This window comes from Lentzea sp. NPDC036949 (assembly GCF_055608075.1).
The window spans coordinates 402,519-418,213 of record NZ_JBVJRA010000004.1; the positions used below are offsets into that span (position 1 = coordinate 402,519).

13 protein-coding genes are annotated in these 15,695 nt (G+C 71.7%); 9 read left to right on the top strand and 4 right to left on the bottom strand.

Annotated features, from left to right (window positions below; genetic code table 11):
• The first annotated feature begins 28 nt into the window (after positions 1-28).
• Positions 29-526, top strand: a complete 498-nt coding sequence (locus tag ACZ7CD_RS14390; protein ID WP_470379031.1) for a DUF2165 domain-containing protein — start codon at positions 29-31, stop codon at positions 524-526.
• On the opposite strand, the gene ACZ7CD_RS14395 is transcribed toward ACZ7CD_RS14390, so the two are convergent.
• The 3 genes from ACZ7CD_RS14395 to ACZ7CD_RS14405 form a co-directional block, all read right to left on the bottom strand.
• Positions 501-2,495 (bottom strand): diguanylate cyclase domain-containing protein, encoded by a 1,995-nt coding sequence (locus ACZ7CD_RS14395; RefSeq protein ID WP_470379032.1) that lies wholly within the window; start codon positions 2,493-2,495, stop codon positions 501-503. The genes ACZ7CD_RS14390 and ACZ7CD_RS14395 overlap by 26 nt on opposite strands.
• 175 nt (positions 2,496-2,670) lie before the next feature.
• Positions 2,671-4,983, bottom strand: a complete 2,313-nt coding sequence (locus ACZ7CD_RS14400) for a helix-turn-helix transcriptional regulator (RefSeq protein WP_470369511.1) — start codon at positions 4,981-4,983, stop codon at positions 2,671-2,673.
• A 32-nt stretch (positions 4,984-5,015) separates the two neighbouring features.
• Positions 5,016-6,203 carry an Hsp70 family protein gene (locus tag ACZ7CD_RS14405; protein WP_470379033.1) on the bottom strand — a complete coding sequence of 396 codons (1,188 nt, stop codon included), beginning with the start codon at positions 6,201-6,203 and terminating at the stop codon, positions 5,016-5,018.
• A 224-nt stretch (positions 6,204-6,427) separates the two neighbouring features.
• Here ACZ7CD_RS14405 and ACZ7CD_RS14410 point away from each other — a divergent pair, with 224 nt between their 5' ends.
• From ACZ7CD_RS14410 to ACZ7CD_RS14440, 7 genes are all read left to right on the top strand, one after another.
• On the top strand, positions 6,428-7,351 hold the full coding sequence (locus ACZ7CD_RS14410; protein WP_470374293.1) for an IniB N-terminal domain-containing protein: 924 nt from the start codon (positions 6,428-6,430) through the stop codon (positions 7,349-7,351).
• Between the two features lie 195 nt (positions 7,352-7,546).
• Positions 7,547-9,355, top strand: a complete 1,809-nt coding sequence (locus ACZ7CD_RS14415) for a dynamin family protein (protein ID WP_470379118.1) — start codon at positions 7,547-7,549, stop codon at positions 9,353-9,355.
• The gene (locus ACZ7CD_RS14420; RefSeq protein ID WP_470379034.1) at positions 9,352-10,746 is read left to right on the top strand and encodes a hypothetical protein; all 1,395 of its coding nucleotides are present in this window, start codon (positions 9,352-9,354) and stop codon (positions 10,744-10,746) included. Before ACZ7CD_RS14415 ends, ACZ7CD_RS14420 begins: the two co-directional genes overlap by 4 nt.
• Before the next feature lie 31 nt (positions 10,747-10,777).
• Complete coding sequence (locus tag ACZ7CD_RS14425; RefSeq protein WP_470374291.1) at positions 10,778-12,058, top strand: PhzF family phenazine biosynthesis isomerase; 1,281 nt, start codon at positions 10,778-10,780, stop codon at positions 12,056-12,058.
• 247 nt (positions 12,059-12,305) lie between these two features.
• Positions 12,306-13,256, top strand: coding sequence for a LysR family transcriptional regulator (locus ACZ7CD_RS14430; RefSeq protein WP_360385691.1), 951 nt, complete (start codon positions 12,306-12,308; stop codon positions 13,254-13,256).
• A gap of 61 nt (positions 13,257-13,317) precedes the next feature.
• Complete coding sequence (locus ACZ7CD_RS14435) at positions 13,318-14,166, top strand: helix-turn-helix domain-containing protein (RefSeq protein ID WP_360385689.1); 849 nt, start codon at positions 13,318-13,320, stop codon at positions 14,164-14,166.
• Complete coding sequence (locus ACZ7CD_RS14440) at positions 14,141-14,314, top strand: DUF397 domain-containing protein (protein WP_458429507.1); 174 nt, start codon at positions 14,141-14,143, stop codon at positions 14,312-14,314. Before ACZ7CD_RS14435 ends, ACZ7CD_RS14440 begins: the two co-directional genes overlap by 26 nt.
• On the opposite strand, the gene ACZ7CD_RS14445 is transcribed toward ACZ7CD_RS14440, so the two are convergent.
• Entirely contained in the window at positions 14,311-15,069 is a 759-nt protein-coding gene (locus ACZ7CD_RS14445) for an SDR family oxidoreductase (RefSeq protein ID WP_470379035.1), read from the bottom strand. The two genes, ACZ7CD_RS14440 and ACZ7CD_RS14445, sit on opposite strands and share 4 nt — an antisense overlap.
• Before the next feature lie 108 nt (positions 15,070-15,177).
• Here ACZ7CD_RS14445 and ACZ7CD_RS14450 point away from each other — a divergent pair, with 108 nt between their 5' ends.
• On the top strand, positions 15,178-15,489 hold the full coding sequence (locus ACZ7CD_RS14450) for a winged helix-turn-helix transcriptional regulator (RefSeq protein ID WP_470374288.1): 312 nt from the start codon (positions 15,178-15,180) through the stop codon (positions 15,487-15,489).
• Positions 15,490-15,695: the final 206 nt, after the last annotated feature.

Here is a 15,695-nt window from a genome sequence, read left to right on the forward strand (position 1 = left end):
CCGCACCCTATCGGTTACTGTCCGCGCCATGCGTTTACTTGCTCGGGTCGGCAGCTTGCGCGCGGTCGTCGCGGTGACCGTCGGGTTCATCGCGTTGAACATGGTCCTCGTCGTGATCGGCAACGTCACGGACTACGGCACGAACGAGGCGTTCGTGCAGCACGTGCTCGCGATGGACACCACGTTCGGCGAGGGGCTGAAGTGGCGGGCCATCACCAGTTCCGCCGTCGTGACGCTGATCTACGTCGCGATCATCGTGTGGGAGGCGGTCTCCGCGCTCCTGCTGACCGCGGGCACCGTCGCGTACGCCCGCAACCGCGAGGACAGCGCGCGCAGCTTCGCGTCGGCGGGCCTGCTGATGGTCGTGGCGCTGTTCCTGGGCGGGTTCATCACGGTCGGCGGCGAGTGGTTCGCGATGTGGCAGTCGAAGGACTGGAACGGCATCGGCGCCGCGCTGCGCATGGTGACCGTCGCGGGCTTCGCGCTGGTCCTCGTGCACCTCAGCCCGCGGCGGGCCAGCTCGTAACCGGTTCCCGGCAGAACACCGGGCCGACCCCCGCGTCGGCTCCCAGACCACTCCACCAGTCGCGCTGCTCGGCGTCCTCGACCGGGTCGACCACGACCAGCCCACCGGCCTCGTGCACGAACCCGATGACGTCGCTGAGCACGCGCGACACCAGCTCGTCCGATGTGCGGCTGCGGCCGGTCATCCGCACCGCCATCACGCCGAGCGAGCGGACGAGCTCGATCTCCGCGGTCGATCCCCCGAAGTCACGGGCGCCGATGTGGATTCCCATGTCCGACAACAGTTCCAGGTTGTCGGCGGCCTCGCTGTCCTGCGCGGCCAGCACGCGCACCGGGAAGCCGAGGAGCAACCGGCCGGCGGGCAGCCCGGTGTCCGCGAGCACCCGCCGCACGTCGCGCACGAGGTCCGGGCTGTTCGCGAGGCCCTCGGTCAGGCACACGGCGAGCACCTCGTCGTGCCCGCACGCCGCTTCCGCAGCCCTGCGCAACATCCACTCGCCCAGCGGCAGCATCAACCCGGTGTGCTCGGCCATCGACACGCACTTCTCGTGCGGGATCAGCCCGGCGTCGCGGTGCCGCCAGTGCAGCTCGGCCTCGACGCACACCCGTGCCGCGCCGTCGAGCCGCATGACCGGGGTGAACACGACGTCGATCTCGCCGCTCTCCCACGCGCCGGGCATGACGGCGGCGAGCGCGAACTCCTCCTGCTCCCGCTTGTCGAGCGTCGCGTCGTGCAGCCCCCACTGCCGGCGCCCGCTGCGCTTGGCCCTCCTGAGCGTCATGTCCGACGCCCGCAGCACCTCGGCCGGGTGGCCGCCGGGGTGCAGCCGCGGCAGCACGCCGATCGACGCCGACACCGCGACGCCGTGCCCGGTGAAGTAGACGGGTTCGGCCAGCTCGTGCTCGATCGTGCGGATGGTGCTGTCGACGTCCGGCGTGTCCGGCCCGTTCTCGACGAGCACGGCGAACTCGTCGCCCTCCAGCCGCGCCACCATGGCCTTCCCGCCGGCGAAGACGGCGCTCAGCCGTTCCGCGACGAGCTTGAGCACCCGGTCGCCGATCTCACGCCCGAGCCCGTCGGTGATCACGGCGAACGCGTCGAGGTCGAGGTGGTAGAGCGTGACGCCGTGCTCCATGTCGCTGTGCAGCAACGACTCCAGCCGCGTCGTGAGGTACTGCCGGTTCGGCAGCCCGGTCAGCGCGTCGTGCAGCGACTGGTACTGCAAGCGCCCGCCGAGCAACGTGAGCTGGCTGTCGTCGTCGATCATCACGACGTAGTGCCGCGGGGTGTCCTCCGCGTCCTTCTGCACGGTCGCCGCGAGCAGCACCCGGAAGTGCTCGCCGTCGCGGTCGATGAGCCGCGGTCGTTCCTGGACCCGCCGCATCCGCCCGTACCGCAGGCCGGCCAGCGCGTTCTCGACCAACGGCAGGTCGGGCGGCGCGATGAGGTCGCCGAGCGTCATCCCGCCGACCTCCTCGCGCCGCAGGATCGTGCACAGCGCCTCGTTGGCCCGCTCCAGCCGCCCGTCGAGGCCGACGATCGCGATCCCCGTCGACGAGTGCGCGAAGATGTCCTCGAACCGCTCCTCGCTCGCCCGCAGGTCGAGCTGCGCGGCCCGGGTCGCGCGCAACATCGCCTGGCTGACGCTTTCCTGCTGCTCCAGCACGAACGCCTGCATCGCATCGGTGTACCCGGCGGACATCTCCCCGATGACCAACGCGCTCTTGTGCGCGTCCTCCGTCTCGTGCGCCACGAACCCGGCCAGCACCTCGACGGACCTGCGCAGGCTGTCCGCGCCGACGCAGTGCATCTCCACCAGCCGCGTGCCGACCCGCGCGGCGGTCTTCGCGTCCCCGGCGAGCGCTTCGGCGATCAGGTTCACCAGCTCGCGCAGCTCCTCCGCCAGCTTCGCGGAGGACAGGGGGATGTAGGAGGTCCGGCTGACCTCGCGGGCCCAGTCGCGCGCCACCTCGTCACGTCCCGGCGGGCGTGACGATCTCGCGTCGTCCTGGCTCGGCAAAATCGTTCCACCTGACCTGCTCGACGAGCAACGGTGCGGAAGCCTACCGCCAGCAAACCACATCGTCCCGCCGCACGGCGGCGTTCGCCCCTTCGGGCGAGGAACGACCTCGCGCGAGGTGCTTTCAGGAACCCACGATGTGCCGCAGCTGCGCCAGCAGGTCGCTGCGGCTCGTGCTCCCCAGCCGCTGCCGCATCCGCGCCATGTGGTGCTCGACGGTCTTGGCCGAGATGAACAACCGGTCCCCCACCTGCTTGTACGTCATCCCCTCCAGCACCAGCCCTGCGACCTCGCGCTCGCGTTCGCTCAGCTTCCCGGCGTCCTCGACCACGACGGGGGCGTCGGCCTCGGCGCGGCGGGCGGACACCGGGCGGCCCTGGAGCAGGCGGGCGCAGTCGAGGAGGCGGACCATCGCCTGGCGGTCGGAGGTGCGGATCGCCGCCTGACCGGCCAGGCGCGCGGCGTCCCACCACAGGCCGACGGCGTGCAGGCTGCGGGCGGCCTCTTCCACGCGGTCGGCGTCGACCTCGCCGGCCACGACGTCGAGCCAGCTCTCGGCCGCGGTGGAGATGATCGCGCAGTAACGGCTGTGGTCGCGGGACGCCGCCAGCACCGCCGCGTGTTCCTCGGCGGAGGTGAGGTCGTCGTCGATGATCGCGGCGTGCAGCAGGCTCCAGCGCAGCTGCGTGGACCACAGGGGCGGGGTGCCGAGCGACTGGAGCAGTGCCAGGGCCTGGGACAGGTGCGGGGCGAGGCGGTCCTGGTCGCGCAGGCGGGCGGCGGCCGCGGCGAACTCGCCCAGCGGCAGCAGGGAGAACAGGTCGACGGGGTGGCGGAGCACGGCCTCGCAGGCCTGCTCCCAGGTGCGGCGCAGGGTGGCGAGGTCGCTGTTGCGGCGGGCCACGCCCACCTCCAGGGCCACGGCGAAGATCCAGTCGCGGGGCTCGAACGTGCCGCGGACGGACATCAGGGTCTCGCGGGCCACGGCGAGGTTGCCGCGCAGCATGTGCAGCCAGGCCTGCAGGAGCCGGTGGCGCACGGACATCAGGACGCCGCCGGTGCCGGCCTCCACGGCGCGGTCGAGGACGGACTCGGCGACGTTCGGCTCGCCGCAGTGCAGGGCGACCAGCGCGGCCAGCGACGCCGGGCTGTCGGGGAGCAGGACGGCGCCGCCCGCCGGTTCGAGCAGGGAGGATGCGCGGACCAAAGTGGACAGTGCGGCGGTCTCGGAGCCGGAGACGGACTGCCGGACGCCTTGCAGCATCAGGGATGCGGCGCCACCCAAGAGGGTCGGGGGCTGGGCGGGGGTGTCGTCGGACGGGGTGCCGGTGCCGAGGGCGCCGATGCCGGCGAACGCCGCGGCGTAGGGGGTGGCGGCCCAGCGGAACAGCTCGGTGCTGCGGGCCAGCTGGCCGCGGTGGGCCAGCGCGACGGCGGCCACCTCGGCCGCGGTGCGGCGGTGCGGGGAGTCGGGGGCGCTGATCACCTGGTCGGCCAGGCGCAGGGCGGAGTCGAGGTCGCCCGCCATCGCGGAGGCGGTGGCCCACTGGGCGGCCGTGTCGGAGGGGACGACGCCACCGCCGGTCGAGGCCTTGAACAGGCGTGCGGCCAGTGCCGGGTCGGAGGACAGGGCCTCGCGGGCGGCCGCGGCGAAGACCGGGCCGCCGATGCCGGTGTCGACCAGCGGGCGGACCAGGTCGAGGACCGGGCCACCGCGGTCGAGCTGCAGCTGGGCGAGGCGCTGGCGGACGGCGATGCGGCGTTCGGTGCGGGTCAGGGCGCCGACCGCGCGCTGCGCCAGCGGCAGCAGGGTGCCGTCCTCGGCGAGCAGGCCGGTGGCGCGTGCGGCCTCGATGATGTCGCTGACCTCGTCGAAGTCCTTGTCCAGCAACGCCGACAGCAGGTCGAGGCGCTGGGCGGCACCGGCTTCCGCGGCCAGCAGGAACTTCTGCAGGTCCGGGTCGAGCCAGTCGAGGTCGCCGCGGAACGCCGACAGCACCTCGGCGGTGACCTCGGAGGCGGCACCGAGCCGTTCGACGTACGCGGGTACGCCGCCGGTCTGGGCGTGGACGAAGTCGACCACCGGCCGCGGGGCGTGCAGGAGCTCGCGGACCTGGTCCTTCGAGAACGGCGCCAACGGCACCACGACTGCGCCACGGGTCAGCTCGGCCAGCACGGCACGGCGCGGCCACGGCCGGTAAGCCAGCACCAGCAACGGTTCCGCGGCCAGCGCGCGCAACGCGGCGTCGTCCAGCAGGTGGGCGTCGTCGACCACGCGGACCGCGGGGTTGCCGATCTCACCGAGGAACGCTGTCTTGCCGTGACCTCCGGGCGCCGCGACGACCACGCGCAGGCTTGTGCCCGGCGCGGCGTCGTTGATCCGGTCGAGGACACCCCTGGTGGAGTCGTCCAGCACCAGTCGGGCTCGCGTGGTCACGCTCAACGGCCATCCTCTTCTGTGGGGGGAAGTCAGTCGGAACGGGAGCCGGACCGGCGACCGGTCGGCTTCAGCACCCGCGTCACGCGCTTGGACCGCGGCGGCGGCAGCTCCAGCGGCGGGACGTCCACGGGCGGGCGCGGCGGCGGTGCGGTGAACTCCTCGTCGTCGGGCTTCTGGACCTCGCCGACCGGGAACCGCAGGGACGCCTCGCGGGTGTGCACGAGCACGGACGTGTCGCTCGGCTCCGGCTCGGCCTCGGGGCCGACGACCACGAGCCGCGCGGCGACGGCGGCACCCTTCGCGACCGAGTGCTCGGGGGCGGCCTCGGCGAGGACCCGGCAGTCGACCGTCGCGGACAGCGCGTCACCGATCACCGGTGTCCGCACCGCCCCACCGACCATCAGCACCGCTTCCGGCCGGTCCGCGCCGACCGCGCGCACGAACGTGCTGACCAGCTGGTCCACCGCGGGCCGCAGCTCCTCGGCGAACTCGTCGCGGGTCACCTCGGCGCCGGCCACCACGACCGCGGGCCCGAACGTCCGCTTCGCCGCCTCGCACTCCGCGGCTGACACGAACGCGTCCTTGCCGAGCCGGCCGCGCACCAGCGCCGCCAGCACGTCGTCGAAGTCGGCGCCGGCCGGGTGGTCGACGGCGTCGACGTGGTTGAGCAGCTCGAACGTCCTGCCCGGGGTGCGCCGCACGACCGAGGCGGAGAACGCGTGGCTGCCGAGCGAGAAGACCGCCAGGGTCGAGCCGGGCAGGACGCGGGCGAGCACGGCGTGGTTCTCCGCGGCCGCCAGCGGCTCCGGCACGAGCGTCACCTCGGGCAGCCCGACCTGCCGCAGGGCGGCGTGCAGCAGCCCCCGGCGATAGGGGCCCCACCCGGCCGGGTGAGTCACGGCCACGTGCCGGGGCTGTTCACCCTGTCGGGCGACGACCTCGCCGACGACCCACAGGACGAGCAACGCGGTCAGCTCCTCGGCCGGGACCACCTCGGGACCCAGCGAGAACGGCACCGCGTCACCGATCCGGCGGGCGAACCCGGAGGCGAGCCAGCCGCCGGGGTCGACGTCGCCGACCGAGAACGTCCCGGCGTCCGTGAGCTGCAGCAACGAGGGCACGACCAGGGCGATCTCGGCGTCCCGGCCGCCCTCGAGACGGCACGCGGCAGCCGTGGTGCGGGTGGTGCCCACATCGACTCCGAGTACGTACGACACGTCTCTTCCTCACCTGTTCGCAGCAGCGACCAGTACCTACACGGGTGAAGGAAGCACGCTCAAGCGATGCCCCTAACCCCTTAGGGGGTCAACGAGCGTCACCCCATCGGGGAACGGGGATTCACTGGGAGTTATCCCCGATGTTCGAGACGGGCCGGTTCTCCTACGTTCTGCGACAGCCAGCCGCCAAACCCCGACCCGTGCTTCCACCAGGAGATCCTTCGATGATGTCGTCGCCCGGCACGCTCCACGACTTCGTGCTCAACCTGCTCAGCGACCCGGCGCTGAAGGCCGCGTTCGCGGCGGACGCCCAGGGCTGCCTGGAGCAGGCCGGCCTGGCCGACATCACCGCCGTGGACGTCCAGGAGGTCATCCCGCTGGTCCTCGACCTGGTCCCGGACGTCGACGGCCTGCCCGCCGTCGACGGTGTGGACCTGGACCTGCCGGCCGACGAGCTGCTCGCGGACGGTCCGCTCGGCGCCATCAGCCAGCTGCAGGCCGTCGCGTCTCAGCTGACCTCGTCGGGCCTGTCCCTCAGCGACATCCACACCTCGTCGGCCGGCGTGCTGGCCGCGGACGGCAACGGTCTCAACATCATCGCCGCCAACCGGACGCTCGGCGAGTACACCTCGACCAACATCGGCCTGGACGGCGACTTCTCCGCCGTCGGCGACGTGGCGAGCGTGCTCGACCAGACCACCTCCCCGCTCACCGGCTCCGTCCTCGACGTGGCCGACACCGGCGTCTCGACGATCGACTCGGCCGCGCTGGACACCGTCTCCTCGGTCGTCCCCGGCACCGACTCGGTGGTGGGCCACCTGGGCGGCGTGACCGGCCTGGCCGACGGCCTGCTCGGCACCGTCGGCGGCGGCGACGCGGGCCTCGGCAACGTGCTCGGCGTGTCCGGCCTCGACGACCTGTCGCACGGCGCGCTGAACGTCCACTCGACCGAGACCGTCGTCTCCGCGCAGGGCGTCGCGGGCAGCGTCGTCGGCACCGCCACCGGTGTCGCGCACAGCGCGACCGGCCTGGCCGGTGACACCGCGGGCGTCGGCAACGTGCTCGGCGGCGTCACCGACACCGTCGGCCAGGTCACCCACGGCGTGCCGGTCGTCGGCGACCTCGGCCTCGACGGCCTGCTCGGCTGATCTTCTCCCCCTCCCGCACGAGGAACCGGCCCTGTCCCCCGCGGACAGGGCCGGTTCTGCTTCTCCGGTCCCGGCGGGCGGCCGGTGAGCAACGTCACCCGGCTGCGCCGACCGGCCGCATCGCGCCGGTCGGCACCCGGTTGTGCACTCCAGGCTTTCACCCAGGGGGGTGAACACGGCACTATGCGTCACGTGATGGCACCGCCTTGGCTCGACGTGCTGGACGAGACGATCGGCGCCTGCGTCACGCACCGGCGGCCCGACCTGGAGGCCCGGCTGCGCGAGAAGCGGGCCCAGCAGCTGGACCCCAGGCTGCGCGTCCTGGTCGTCGGCGAGTCCAAGCAGGGCAAGAGCCAGCTCGTCAACGCGCTGATCAACGCCCCCGTCTGCGCGGTGGGCGATGACATCACGACCACCGTGCCGACCTACGTGCAGCACGCCGAGACGCCCTCGGCCGCGCTGGTCCGCAACGCCTCCGTCGGCGGCTCGATCTTCCACGCGCCGACCGAGCGCATCGCCGTGCCGATCGAGCAGGTCACCAAGCAGGTGTCGACGCCGCAGGCGCGCGAGGTCGTGCGGGCCGAGGTCGGCATCCCGCGGGCGCTGCTCGACAACGGCCTCGTCCTCATCGACACCCCCGGGGTGGGTGACACCCGATCAGCGCACACCGCGAGCACGTTCGCGACGCTGGTGCAGGCCGACGCGGTGCTGATGGTGTCCGACGCGACCGGTGAGCTGACCGGCGCCGAGATGACGCTGCTCAAGAAGGTCATGCAGGCCTGCCCGAACGTCACGGTGGTCGTCACGAAGATCGACCTGGTGCCGAGCTGGCGGGCCGTCGTGGAGCGCAACAGGGCGCTGCTGCAACGCGCCGGCGTCCCGGCGAAGCTCATCCCGGTGTCGTCGGCGCTGCGGCTGCGCGCGGCGAAGACCGGTGACCAGGGGTTGAACGCCGAGTCCGGCTTCCCCGACCTGCTGGCGTGCGTGCAGCGCGACATCGTCGCCTCCGCCGACCTGCTGGCCCGCCGCGCCGTCGCCGTGGTCGCGTCCTCCGCGCTGACGCAGCTGGTGACGCCGCTGCGCGAGGAGCTGACGGCGCACGACTCGGCGCGCACCGCGGACACGGTCGCGACGCTGCAGGAGGCGCAGCGCCGGGTCGACGAGCTGCGCCGCCGGTCGGCGCGCTGGCAGAACGTGCTCAACGACGAGATGGCCGACCTGATCTCCGACGTCGAGTACGACCTGCGCGACCGCACCCGCCGAATCCTGCGCGAGGTCGACAAGACCTACGACGAGGCCGACCCCGCGATCGGCTGGGACAAGTTCGAGCAGTGGCTGGAGGACAACCTCAACGAGGCCGCCACCACGAACTTCGCCTGGCTGATGGAACGCGCGGAGTGGGTGGCCGCGAAGGTCGCGAAGAACTTCCCCGTCTACCGCGAGGACCTGCTCCCCGGTTCGGTGCTGCCCGACGACCTGCTGGAGCCGGTCAGCCGGCTGGAGAAGCCGAAGATCGAGCCGTTCTCGGTGTCGCAGAAGCTCTTCACCGGTCTGCGCGGCTCCTACGGCGGCCTGCTGATGTTCGGTCTGGTCACCTCGCTGGCCGGGATGCCGCTGATCAACGTGGTCTCGCTCGGCGCCGGTGCGCTGTTCGGCGGCAAGTCGATCCTCGACGAGAGCGACGCCCGGCTCAAGCGCCGCCAGGCCGCCGCGAAGGCCGCGGCGCAGCGCCACGTCGACGACTTCTTCGTCAAGTTCTCCAAGGACGTCCGCGACTCCGGCCGGCACATCCAGCGTGCGCTGCGCACCCACTTCAGCACCCTGGCCGAGGAGCTCCAGGAGACGTTGCTGGAGTCGGCCCGCAGCGCCAAGCGCGCCATCCAGGACGACCAGACCGAACGGGAGCGGCGGTTGCGCGAGGGCCGCAAGGAGCTCGACAAGCTCGTCAGCCTCTACAAGCGGGTCCAGGCGCTGGGCGGACCGGTCATGGAGCTGTCGGCGTGACCCTGGACCGCGTCGTCTGGTCGATGCTGCAGGAGGCCTCCGCCGTCTACCGCGACAGCCCGCGCGCCACCGGCTGGCTGCGCTCGCAGGTCGAGCGCTACACCGAACCGGTGCGGATCGCGGTGGCCGGCCGGCCGGGGATCGGCAAGTCCACCGTCGTCAACGCGCTGGTCGGCGACGAGTTCGCGCCGCTGGACTCGTTCGTCTGGTACGGCGGCGGGGCGCAGGCGCGGGCGCACGTGTTCGCCGGGCCCGGCCGTCCGCACGAGGTCGCGGTGACCGGGCGCAACCACCGCCGGCACGTGGAGGTCGGCCAGTTCGACCGGCCGGACCGGGTCGTCGTGGAGTGGCCCTCGCGGTCGCTGCGGGACGTGGTCCTGATCGACACGCCGGCGTCGGCGGCCCCGGAGCAGGTGCTCGGCGACGCCGACGCGTTGCTGTACCTGATGCGGCACGTGCAGGACGACGACCTGAAGTTCCTCCAGGCCGCCAACGACCACCCGATCGCCCGCACCGCCGCCGTGCACACGGTCGCGGTGCTCGCGCGGGCCGACGAGATCGGCGCCGGGCGGATCGACGCGCTGTCGTCGGCCAAGCAGATCGCCCGCCGCTACCGCAGGGACGTCGCGGTGCAACCGTTGTGCCAGAACGTGGTCTCGGTCGCCGGGCTGCTCGCGGTGGCGGGCAGGACGTTGCGGGAGGACGAGTTCGCGGCGCTGCGGGCGTTGTCGGCGCTGGGCCGCGAGGAGCTGGAGGACCACCTCCTGTCGGCGGACCGGTTCGTCGGCGAGGTGTTCCCGGTGCCGATGGAACCCGCTGTGCGCCAGGCGTTGCTGGGCCGGTTCGGCATCTTCGGGGTCCGGCTGGTCACCGCGCTCATCCGGCAGGGCTTCGACACGCAGGTGAAGCTCACCGGCCAGCTCGTGCAGCGCAGCGGCCTGGGCGAGCTGCGCGACTCGATCGCCGTGCACTTCACCGAACGCAGGGAGATCCTCAAGGCCCGCTCGGCGTTGCTGGCGCTGGACGTGCTGTTCCGGGTGGAACCGCGGCCGGCCGCCCGCAAGCTGATGGCCGACCTCGAACGCGTGGTGGCCTCCGCCCACGACTTCCGCGAGCTGCGGCTGGTCGCGGCACTGCAGTCCGGGCGCACGAGGCTGCCGGCCGAGGTGCAGGCCGAGGCCATGCGGCTGGTCGGTGCCGAGGGCACGAACACGTTGGCGCGCTTGGGCTTCGACTACGACGCCGACCCGCGCGAGCAGCGCGAGGCGTTGCTCGACGCGCTGGTGCGGTGGCAGGCGCGGGCCGCCGACGTGCACGCGCCGAACGACCAGCGCCGGGCCGCGCAGGTCGTCGTCCGCAGCTGCGAGGGGCTGCTGCCGCAACTGCCCTGACCGGTCCGGCGGGTGGGGCACCATGGTCGGCATGGAACTCGTGCGGTGGCGGGACGAGCACTTCGAGCACATGCTGCGGTGGGGTGCCGACCCGCGGATGACCGAGTACGTCGGCAACGGCCGGCCGTGGTCGCCGGAGTACGTGGCGCAGCGGCACGAGCAGGCGTTGCGGCACTGGGAGGAGCACGGCTTCGGCCTGCACGCGGTCGTCGAGGACGGCGAGGTCGTCGGGCTGGCGCAGATGCTCGACGCGCCGGGTGAGGTCGAGATCGGCTACTGGGTGGCGCCCGAGCACTGGGGCCGCGGCGTCGCCACCGAGGTCGCCGCGCTGCTGCGGGACAAGGCGCTGGCGGTCAAGGACCGGGTGGTCGCCGGTCACCAGGCCGAGAACACCGCCTCCGGCCGGGTGCTGGAGAAGGCCGGGCTGACCTACTTCACCAGCCGGTACGTGTTCGGAAGACTTCAGCACGGCTACGCGTTGGACCGGGGTATGAGCGACACGGGGGTACTGCGGTACAGCGCGTTCACGACCGATCCGGCGGGCGGCAACCCGGCCGGTGTCGTGCTCGACGCGACCGAACTGACCGACGACGAGATGCTCGCCGTCGCAGCGAAGGTGGGCTACTCGGAGACCGCGTTCCTGTTCCCGGGCGCGGAGGACCGCGAGTTCGTCGTCCGGTACTTCAGCCCGCGGGCCGAGGTGCCGTTCTGCGGGCACGCCACCATCGCCACGTCCGTCGCGCTGGCCGAGCGGATCGGGGACGGGCCGCTGACGTTCCACACGCTCGCCGGCGATGTCACCGTCGAGACGGCGAACGGCACGGCGACGCTCACGAGCGTGCCGACCAGCACCGAGGAGGCGGACCCCGAGCTCGTCGCACGGGCGTTGAAGGCGTTGCGGTACCGCGAGGTCGGCGACGGTCCGGTGCACGTCGGCTTCGGCGGTGCGCGGCACCTGCTGGTCCCGGTGCGCAGCCGCGAGCAGCTCGCGGACCTCGACTACGACTTCGACGCGTTGCGCGACCTGATGCTCGACCACGACCTCACGACCGTGCACCTGTTCTGGCGCGAGTCGCCGGAGCTGGTCCACGCGCGCGACCCGTTCCCGGTGGGCGGTGTCGTGGAGGACGCGGCCACGGGCGCGGCCGCCGCGGCGTTCGGCGGCTACCTGCGCGACCTCGAAGGGCCGCAGCGGTTCGTCATCAGCCAGGGCGAGGACATGGGCCGCCCGTCCCGGCTGGAGGTCGACGCCACGCGCGCCGACCGCCGGGTGTCGGTGACCGGCGCTGCCGTCGTCATCCCCTCTTCCTGACACCACGAGCCGTCACAGCCGGTCCCGGTTCCAGGGACCGGCTGTGCGCTCCCCTGCAAGGGACCGCGAGGGCCCGACGCTGCTGCCGCGCCTTGCAGGGTGCCCGGCAGCAGCGTCGAACCGAAGGGGTGCGCACCCTCCCGCGCCGGACCCGGTGCTGCCGCAAGCACCGGGCCGGAAGATCGCGCAACCACTATGACCCGTTAGAAGGGTGGCGGCTCATACAGAACCGGGATACAAGGTCTTTATGCCCGAGTTGGAGCTCCGCCACCTCCGAGCGGTCCGCACGATCGCCGAGGAGGGCAGCGTCACCAGGGCGGCCACGCGGCTGGGTCTGACCCAGCCCGCGCTGTCCGCCCAGCTGCGGACCGTCGAACGGCTCGTGGGAGGTCAGCTGTTCGACCGCACCCGCAACGGCTGCGTGCCCACCGACCTGGGCCGGCGCGTGCTGGGCACGGCCAGGCTGGTGCTCGACGAGATGGCGCAGCTGATGAGCACCACCAGAGAGGCCGACCGCCGGGGTCCGCTGTTCTTCGGCAGCGTCTCGTTCCTGTACTTCGCGAAGCTCGTGGAGAACCTGCGCCAGCTCAACGCCGACGTGCGCGCGGAGGCCCGCATCTCGTCGGCGGAGGTCGTGGACATGCTGGAGGCGGGCCAGATCCACGTGGCGCTGTTCGAGTTCTTCGACGGCATGCCCTCCCGCGACCTGGCGGGCATCGAGCTGCGCAGGCTCGTGGCCGAACCGGCGTTCGTCGCGGTCTCCGAGCACGACCCGCTGGCGCAGCAGGACGAGATCGACCTGGCCCAGCTCGCCGACCGCGACTGGGTCACCCCGCCGGCCCAGCAGCAGGGCAACCGGATGCAGATGTTCCAGGCCTGCGCGGACGCCGGGTTCGTGCCCCGGCTGACGCACCACACCGGTGACGCGGGCATGGCCCGGGGCTTGGTCGCCAGCGGCGCCGTCTCGTTCGCGGCGGCCCCGTCGCGCACCGGTGACGGCATCGTCATCCGGCGGTTGCGCGGCGTGCCGCTGATGGTCGACATCTTCGTGGCGACCCGCCGGGACTCACCGGTGGCGGGACGGGCGCACGAGGTGTTCGCGTGCGCCGCCGACGCCTACCGCTCGGTGCTGGACCGCAACCCGGAGTACCGCAAGTGGTGGGACTCGCACCCGGAGGCGCACCCCGAGTTCACGTAGACCGTTTTCACCCGGATGAGTCCGTACCGTGGAACAAGTCCTAGTCATAGCGTCCATGGTCATGGCGCCCACCACCCCGTCCACCGCGTACAGCCGGGACCTCGGCGACGAGCTGAAGAAGCTGCGCGAGTCCACCACGAACCTCACCGGCCGCGCCCTCGCCGTCCGACTCGGCTGGGACCCGAGCAAGGTGTCCAACATCGAGAACGGCAAGGTGCGGCCCAGCGAGGTCGACCTCATCCAGTTCCTGATGATGTGCGGCAAGGACCTGCCGTTCTTCGAGGACTTCAAGCAGCGTTACCGACGCGCGTTCGACGACTACATCGTGCTGGTGCCGGAGAACCTGCGCACGGTCGCCATGGCTGAGGCGAGCGCGACGACGATCACCGCCTACGACGTGCTGACCATCACCGGTCTCCTGCAGACCGACAGGTACGCGGATGGTCTCTACCGGCACTCCGGACTCGTCGTGGAGGAGCGAATCCCGGCCCTCGTGCAGATCCGGGGTCATCGCCAGGCGGTTCTGCGGCGGCACGACCGGCCGGACTGCCTGTTCTACATCCACGAGCTGGCCCTGCGGCAGCGGTTCGGCGACGACCAGGTCATGGAGGAGCAGTACCTCCACCTGCTCTTCAACGTGCGCCTGATCCGGATCGTGCCTGCCGACGTACCCGCCATCTCGACGGGACTGATCCTCTGGGAGTTCGAGAAGGCGTTGCCGGTCGCGTTCAACGACTCGGACCTCGCGAAGGTGTTCGTCCAGGAACCCGGAGCCATCGCGCGGATCAGGTTGACCTTCGATCGCTTGAAGCAGGTCGCCCTGGATGAGGAACAATCGCGGCAGAAGCTGATGGAGTACATCAGCCTGCCGCGAGAGGGTGTCGATGAGCGAGGACCGCGAATGGCGTAAGAGCAGCCACAGCGGCGGCAGCGAGGACAGCGCCTGCGTCGAGGTGTCCCTCGGCCACGACGCGCTCGTCCGCGACTCGAAGAACCCGGCCGGTGAGGTGCTGGTCTTCAGCACCCCGGCCTGGCGCGCGTTCCTGCGCCGTCCCTAGACCGCGATCGGGGTGGTGGGGCGGCCGATCAGCTTTTCCAGGTCCGGGCGGACCTGCGCGAACACGCCGTTGCGGATGGCGGTGAAGAAGTCGACGGCGAACGCGGGCACGCCGGCCGCGATCAGGTCCTCGTCGCTGACGTCGCGGAACCGGTCGCCGGCGAGCTCGGGGAACGACCAGGTGGTGGAGCCGGTGAGCTCGTAGGTCTGGTTCTCGTGGCCCTCGGTGCTCAGCGCGACGGCGGCGCCCAGGGCGTAGTCGTCGCGGGCGGCGCTGGCGATGCGGCCGTCGCCGGTGGAGACGGCGACGGTCTCGGCGGACAGCGGGCCGAGGTAGTTCTCGTGGTACATGCCGTTGCGCAGGAACGTCCAGGTCAGGCCGGAGTCGCGGATGATCTCCTCGGTGGCCTTGTGCACGACGGCCGCGCCCACGGTGGAGGTGTCGGCGTCGGTGATGCTCGTGTAGAAGACGTGGCCCACGCCGTGCTCGACGGCCTTGGCGACGGCGTTGGCGTGCTGCTGGATGCGCACGTCGGAGTCGTGCGCGTCGGCCGAGACGATGAGCAGCCGGTCGGCGCCGCGGAAGTCGAGGGTCTCGGGGCGGTCGAAGTCGCCCTGGCGGACCTCGACGCCGGGGACGTCGAACTTCTTCGGGTCGCGCACGGACACGACGAGCTGCTCGTCGGTGCGGGCGAGGAGGTGGCGGACGACGCCGCCGCCGAGCTGACCGGTCGCGCCGGTGATGAGGATCGTCATGGCGTCGACGTTATGGTTAGCGCTAACCTGTGGAAAGTACCTACTTCTGAGTGGGGTACTTACCCGGAGGTGAGCATGCAGGTCACGATCTGTCCCGAGCGAGCGGTCATGGAGCACGTCACAAGCAAGTGGGGCGTGCTCGTGCTGCAGGCGCTGTTCGACGGGGCGTCCTGGCGCTTCAGCGACCTGCGCCGCGAGTTGGAGGTCGTGAGCGAGAAGATGCTCACCCAGACGCTGCGGACGCTGGAGCGCGACGGGTTCGTGCACCGCGAGGTCCACCCGGTGATCCCGCCGCACGTCGAGTACACCCTCACGCCGCTCGGCAAGGGCGCGGCCGTCCACCTCGTGGCGCTCGCCTCGTGGATCTCCGCGAACAGCGCCGAGGTGGCCGAAGCGCAGGAAAGCTATGACGCCTCCTGAGCTTCACCGGAACATCTCGCCTCAGACATCGGGTCAGTCACCCGTTTGTGCAGTGAACGTTCTCACTTAACTGCCCTCCGTCGGCAGTAGAGATCGGATAGGTCACGATCTGGGGGCAGCAAACCGAGCGAATCCTTGGCACAATGGACCAATGGCCCAACCGTTCACCGACGAAAGCCATCCGGCGGAGCCCTATCCGGGCACTC

Bases quoted from the DNA above. Each gene is read 5' to 3' on its own strand.
- ACZ7CD_RS14390 (WP_470379031.1), top strand. From the start codon at position 29: ATGCGTTTACTTGCTCGGGTCGGCAGCTTGCGCGCGGTCGTCGCGGTG.
- ACZ7CD_RS14410 (WP_470374293.1), top strand. From the start codon at position 6,428: ATGATGTCGTCGCCCGGCACGCTCCACGACTTCGTGCTCAACCTGCTC.
- ACZ7CD_RS14415 (WP_470379118.1), top strand. From the start codon at position 7,547: ATGGCACCGCCTTGGCTCGACGTGCTGGACGAGACGATCGGCGCCTGC.
- ACZ7CD_RS14425 (WP_470374291.1), top strand. From the start codon at position 10,778: ATGGAACTCGTGCGGTGGCGGGACGAGCACTTCGAGCACATGCTGCGG.
- ACZ7CD_RS14430 (WP_360385691.1), top strand. From the start codon at position 12,306: ATGCCCGAGTTGGAGCTCCGCCACCTCCGAGCGGTCCGCACGATCGCC.
- ACZ7CD_RS14435 (WP_360385689.1), top strand. From the start codon at position 13,318: ATGGCGCCCACCACCCCGTCCACCGCGTACAGCCGGGACCTCGGCGAC.
- ACZ7CD_RS14440 (WP_458429507.1), top strand. From the start codon at position 14,141: ATGAGCGAGGACCGCGAATGGCGTAAGAGCAGCCACAGCGGCGGCAGC.
- ACZ7CD_RS14445 (WP_470379035.1), bottom strand. From the start codon at position 15,069: ATGACGATCCTCATCACCGGCGCGACCGGTCAGCTCGGCGGCGGCGTC.
- ACZ7CD_RS14450 (WP_470374288.1), top strand. From the start codon at position 15,178: ATGGAGCACGTCACAAGCAAGTGGGGCGTGCTCGTGCTGCAGGCGCTG.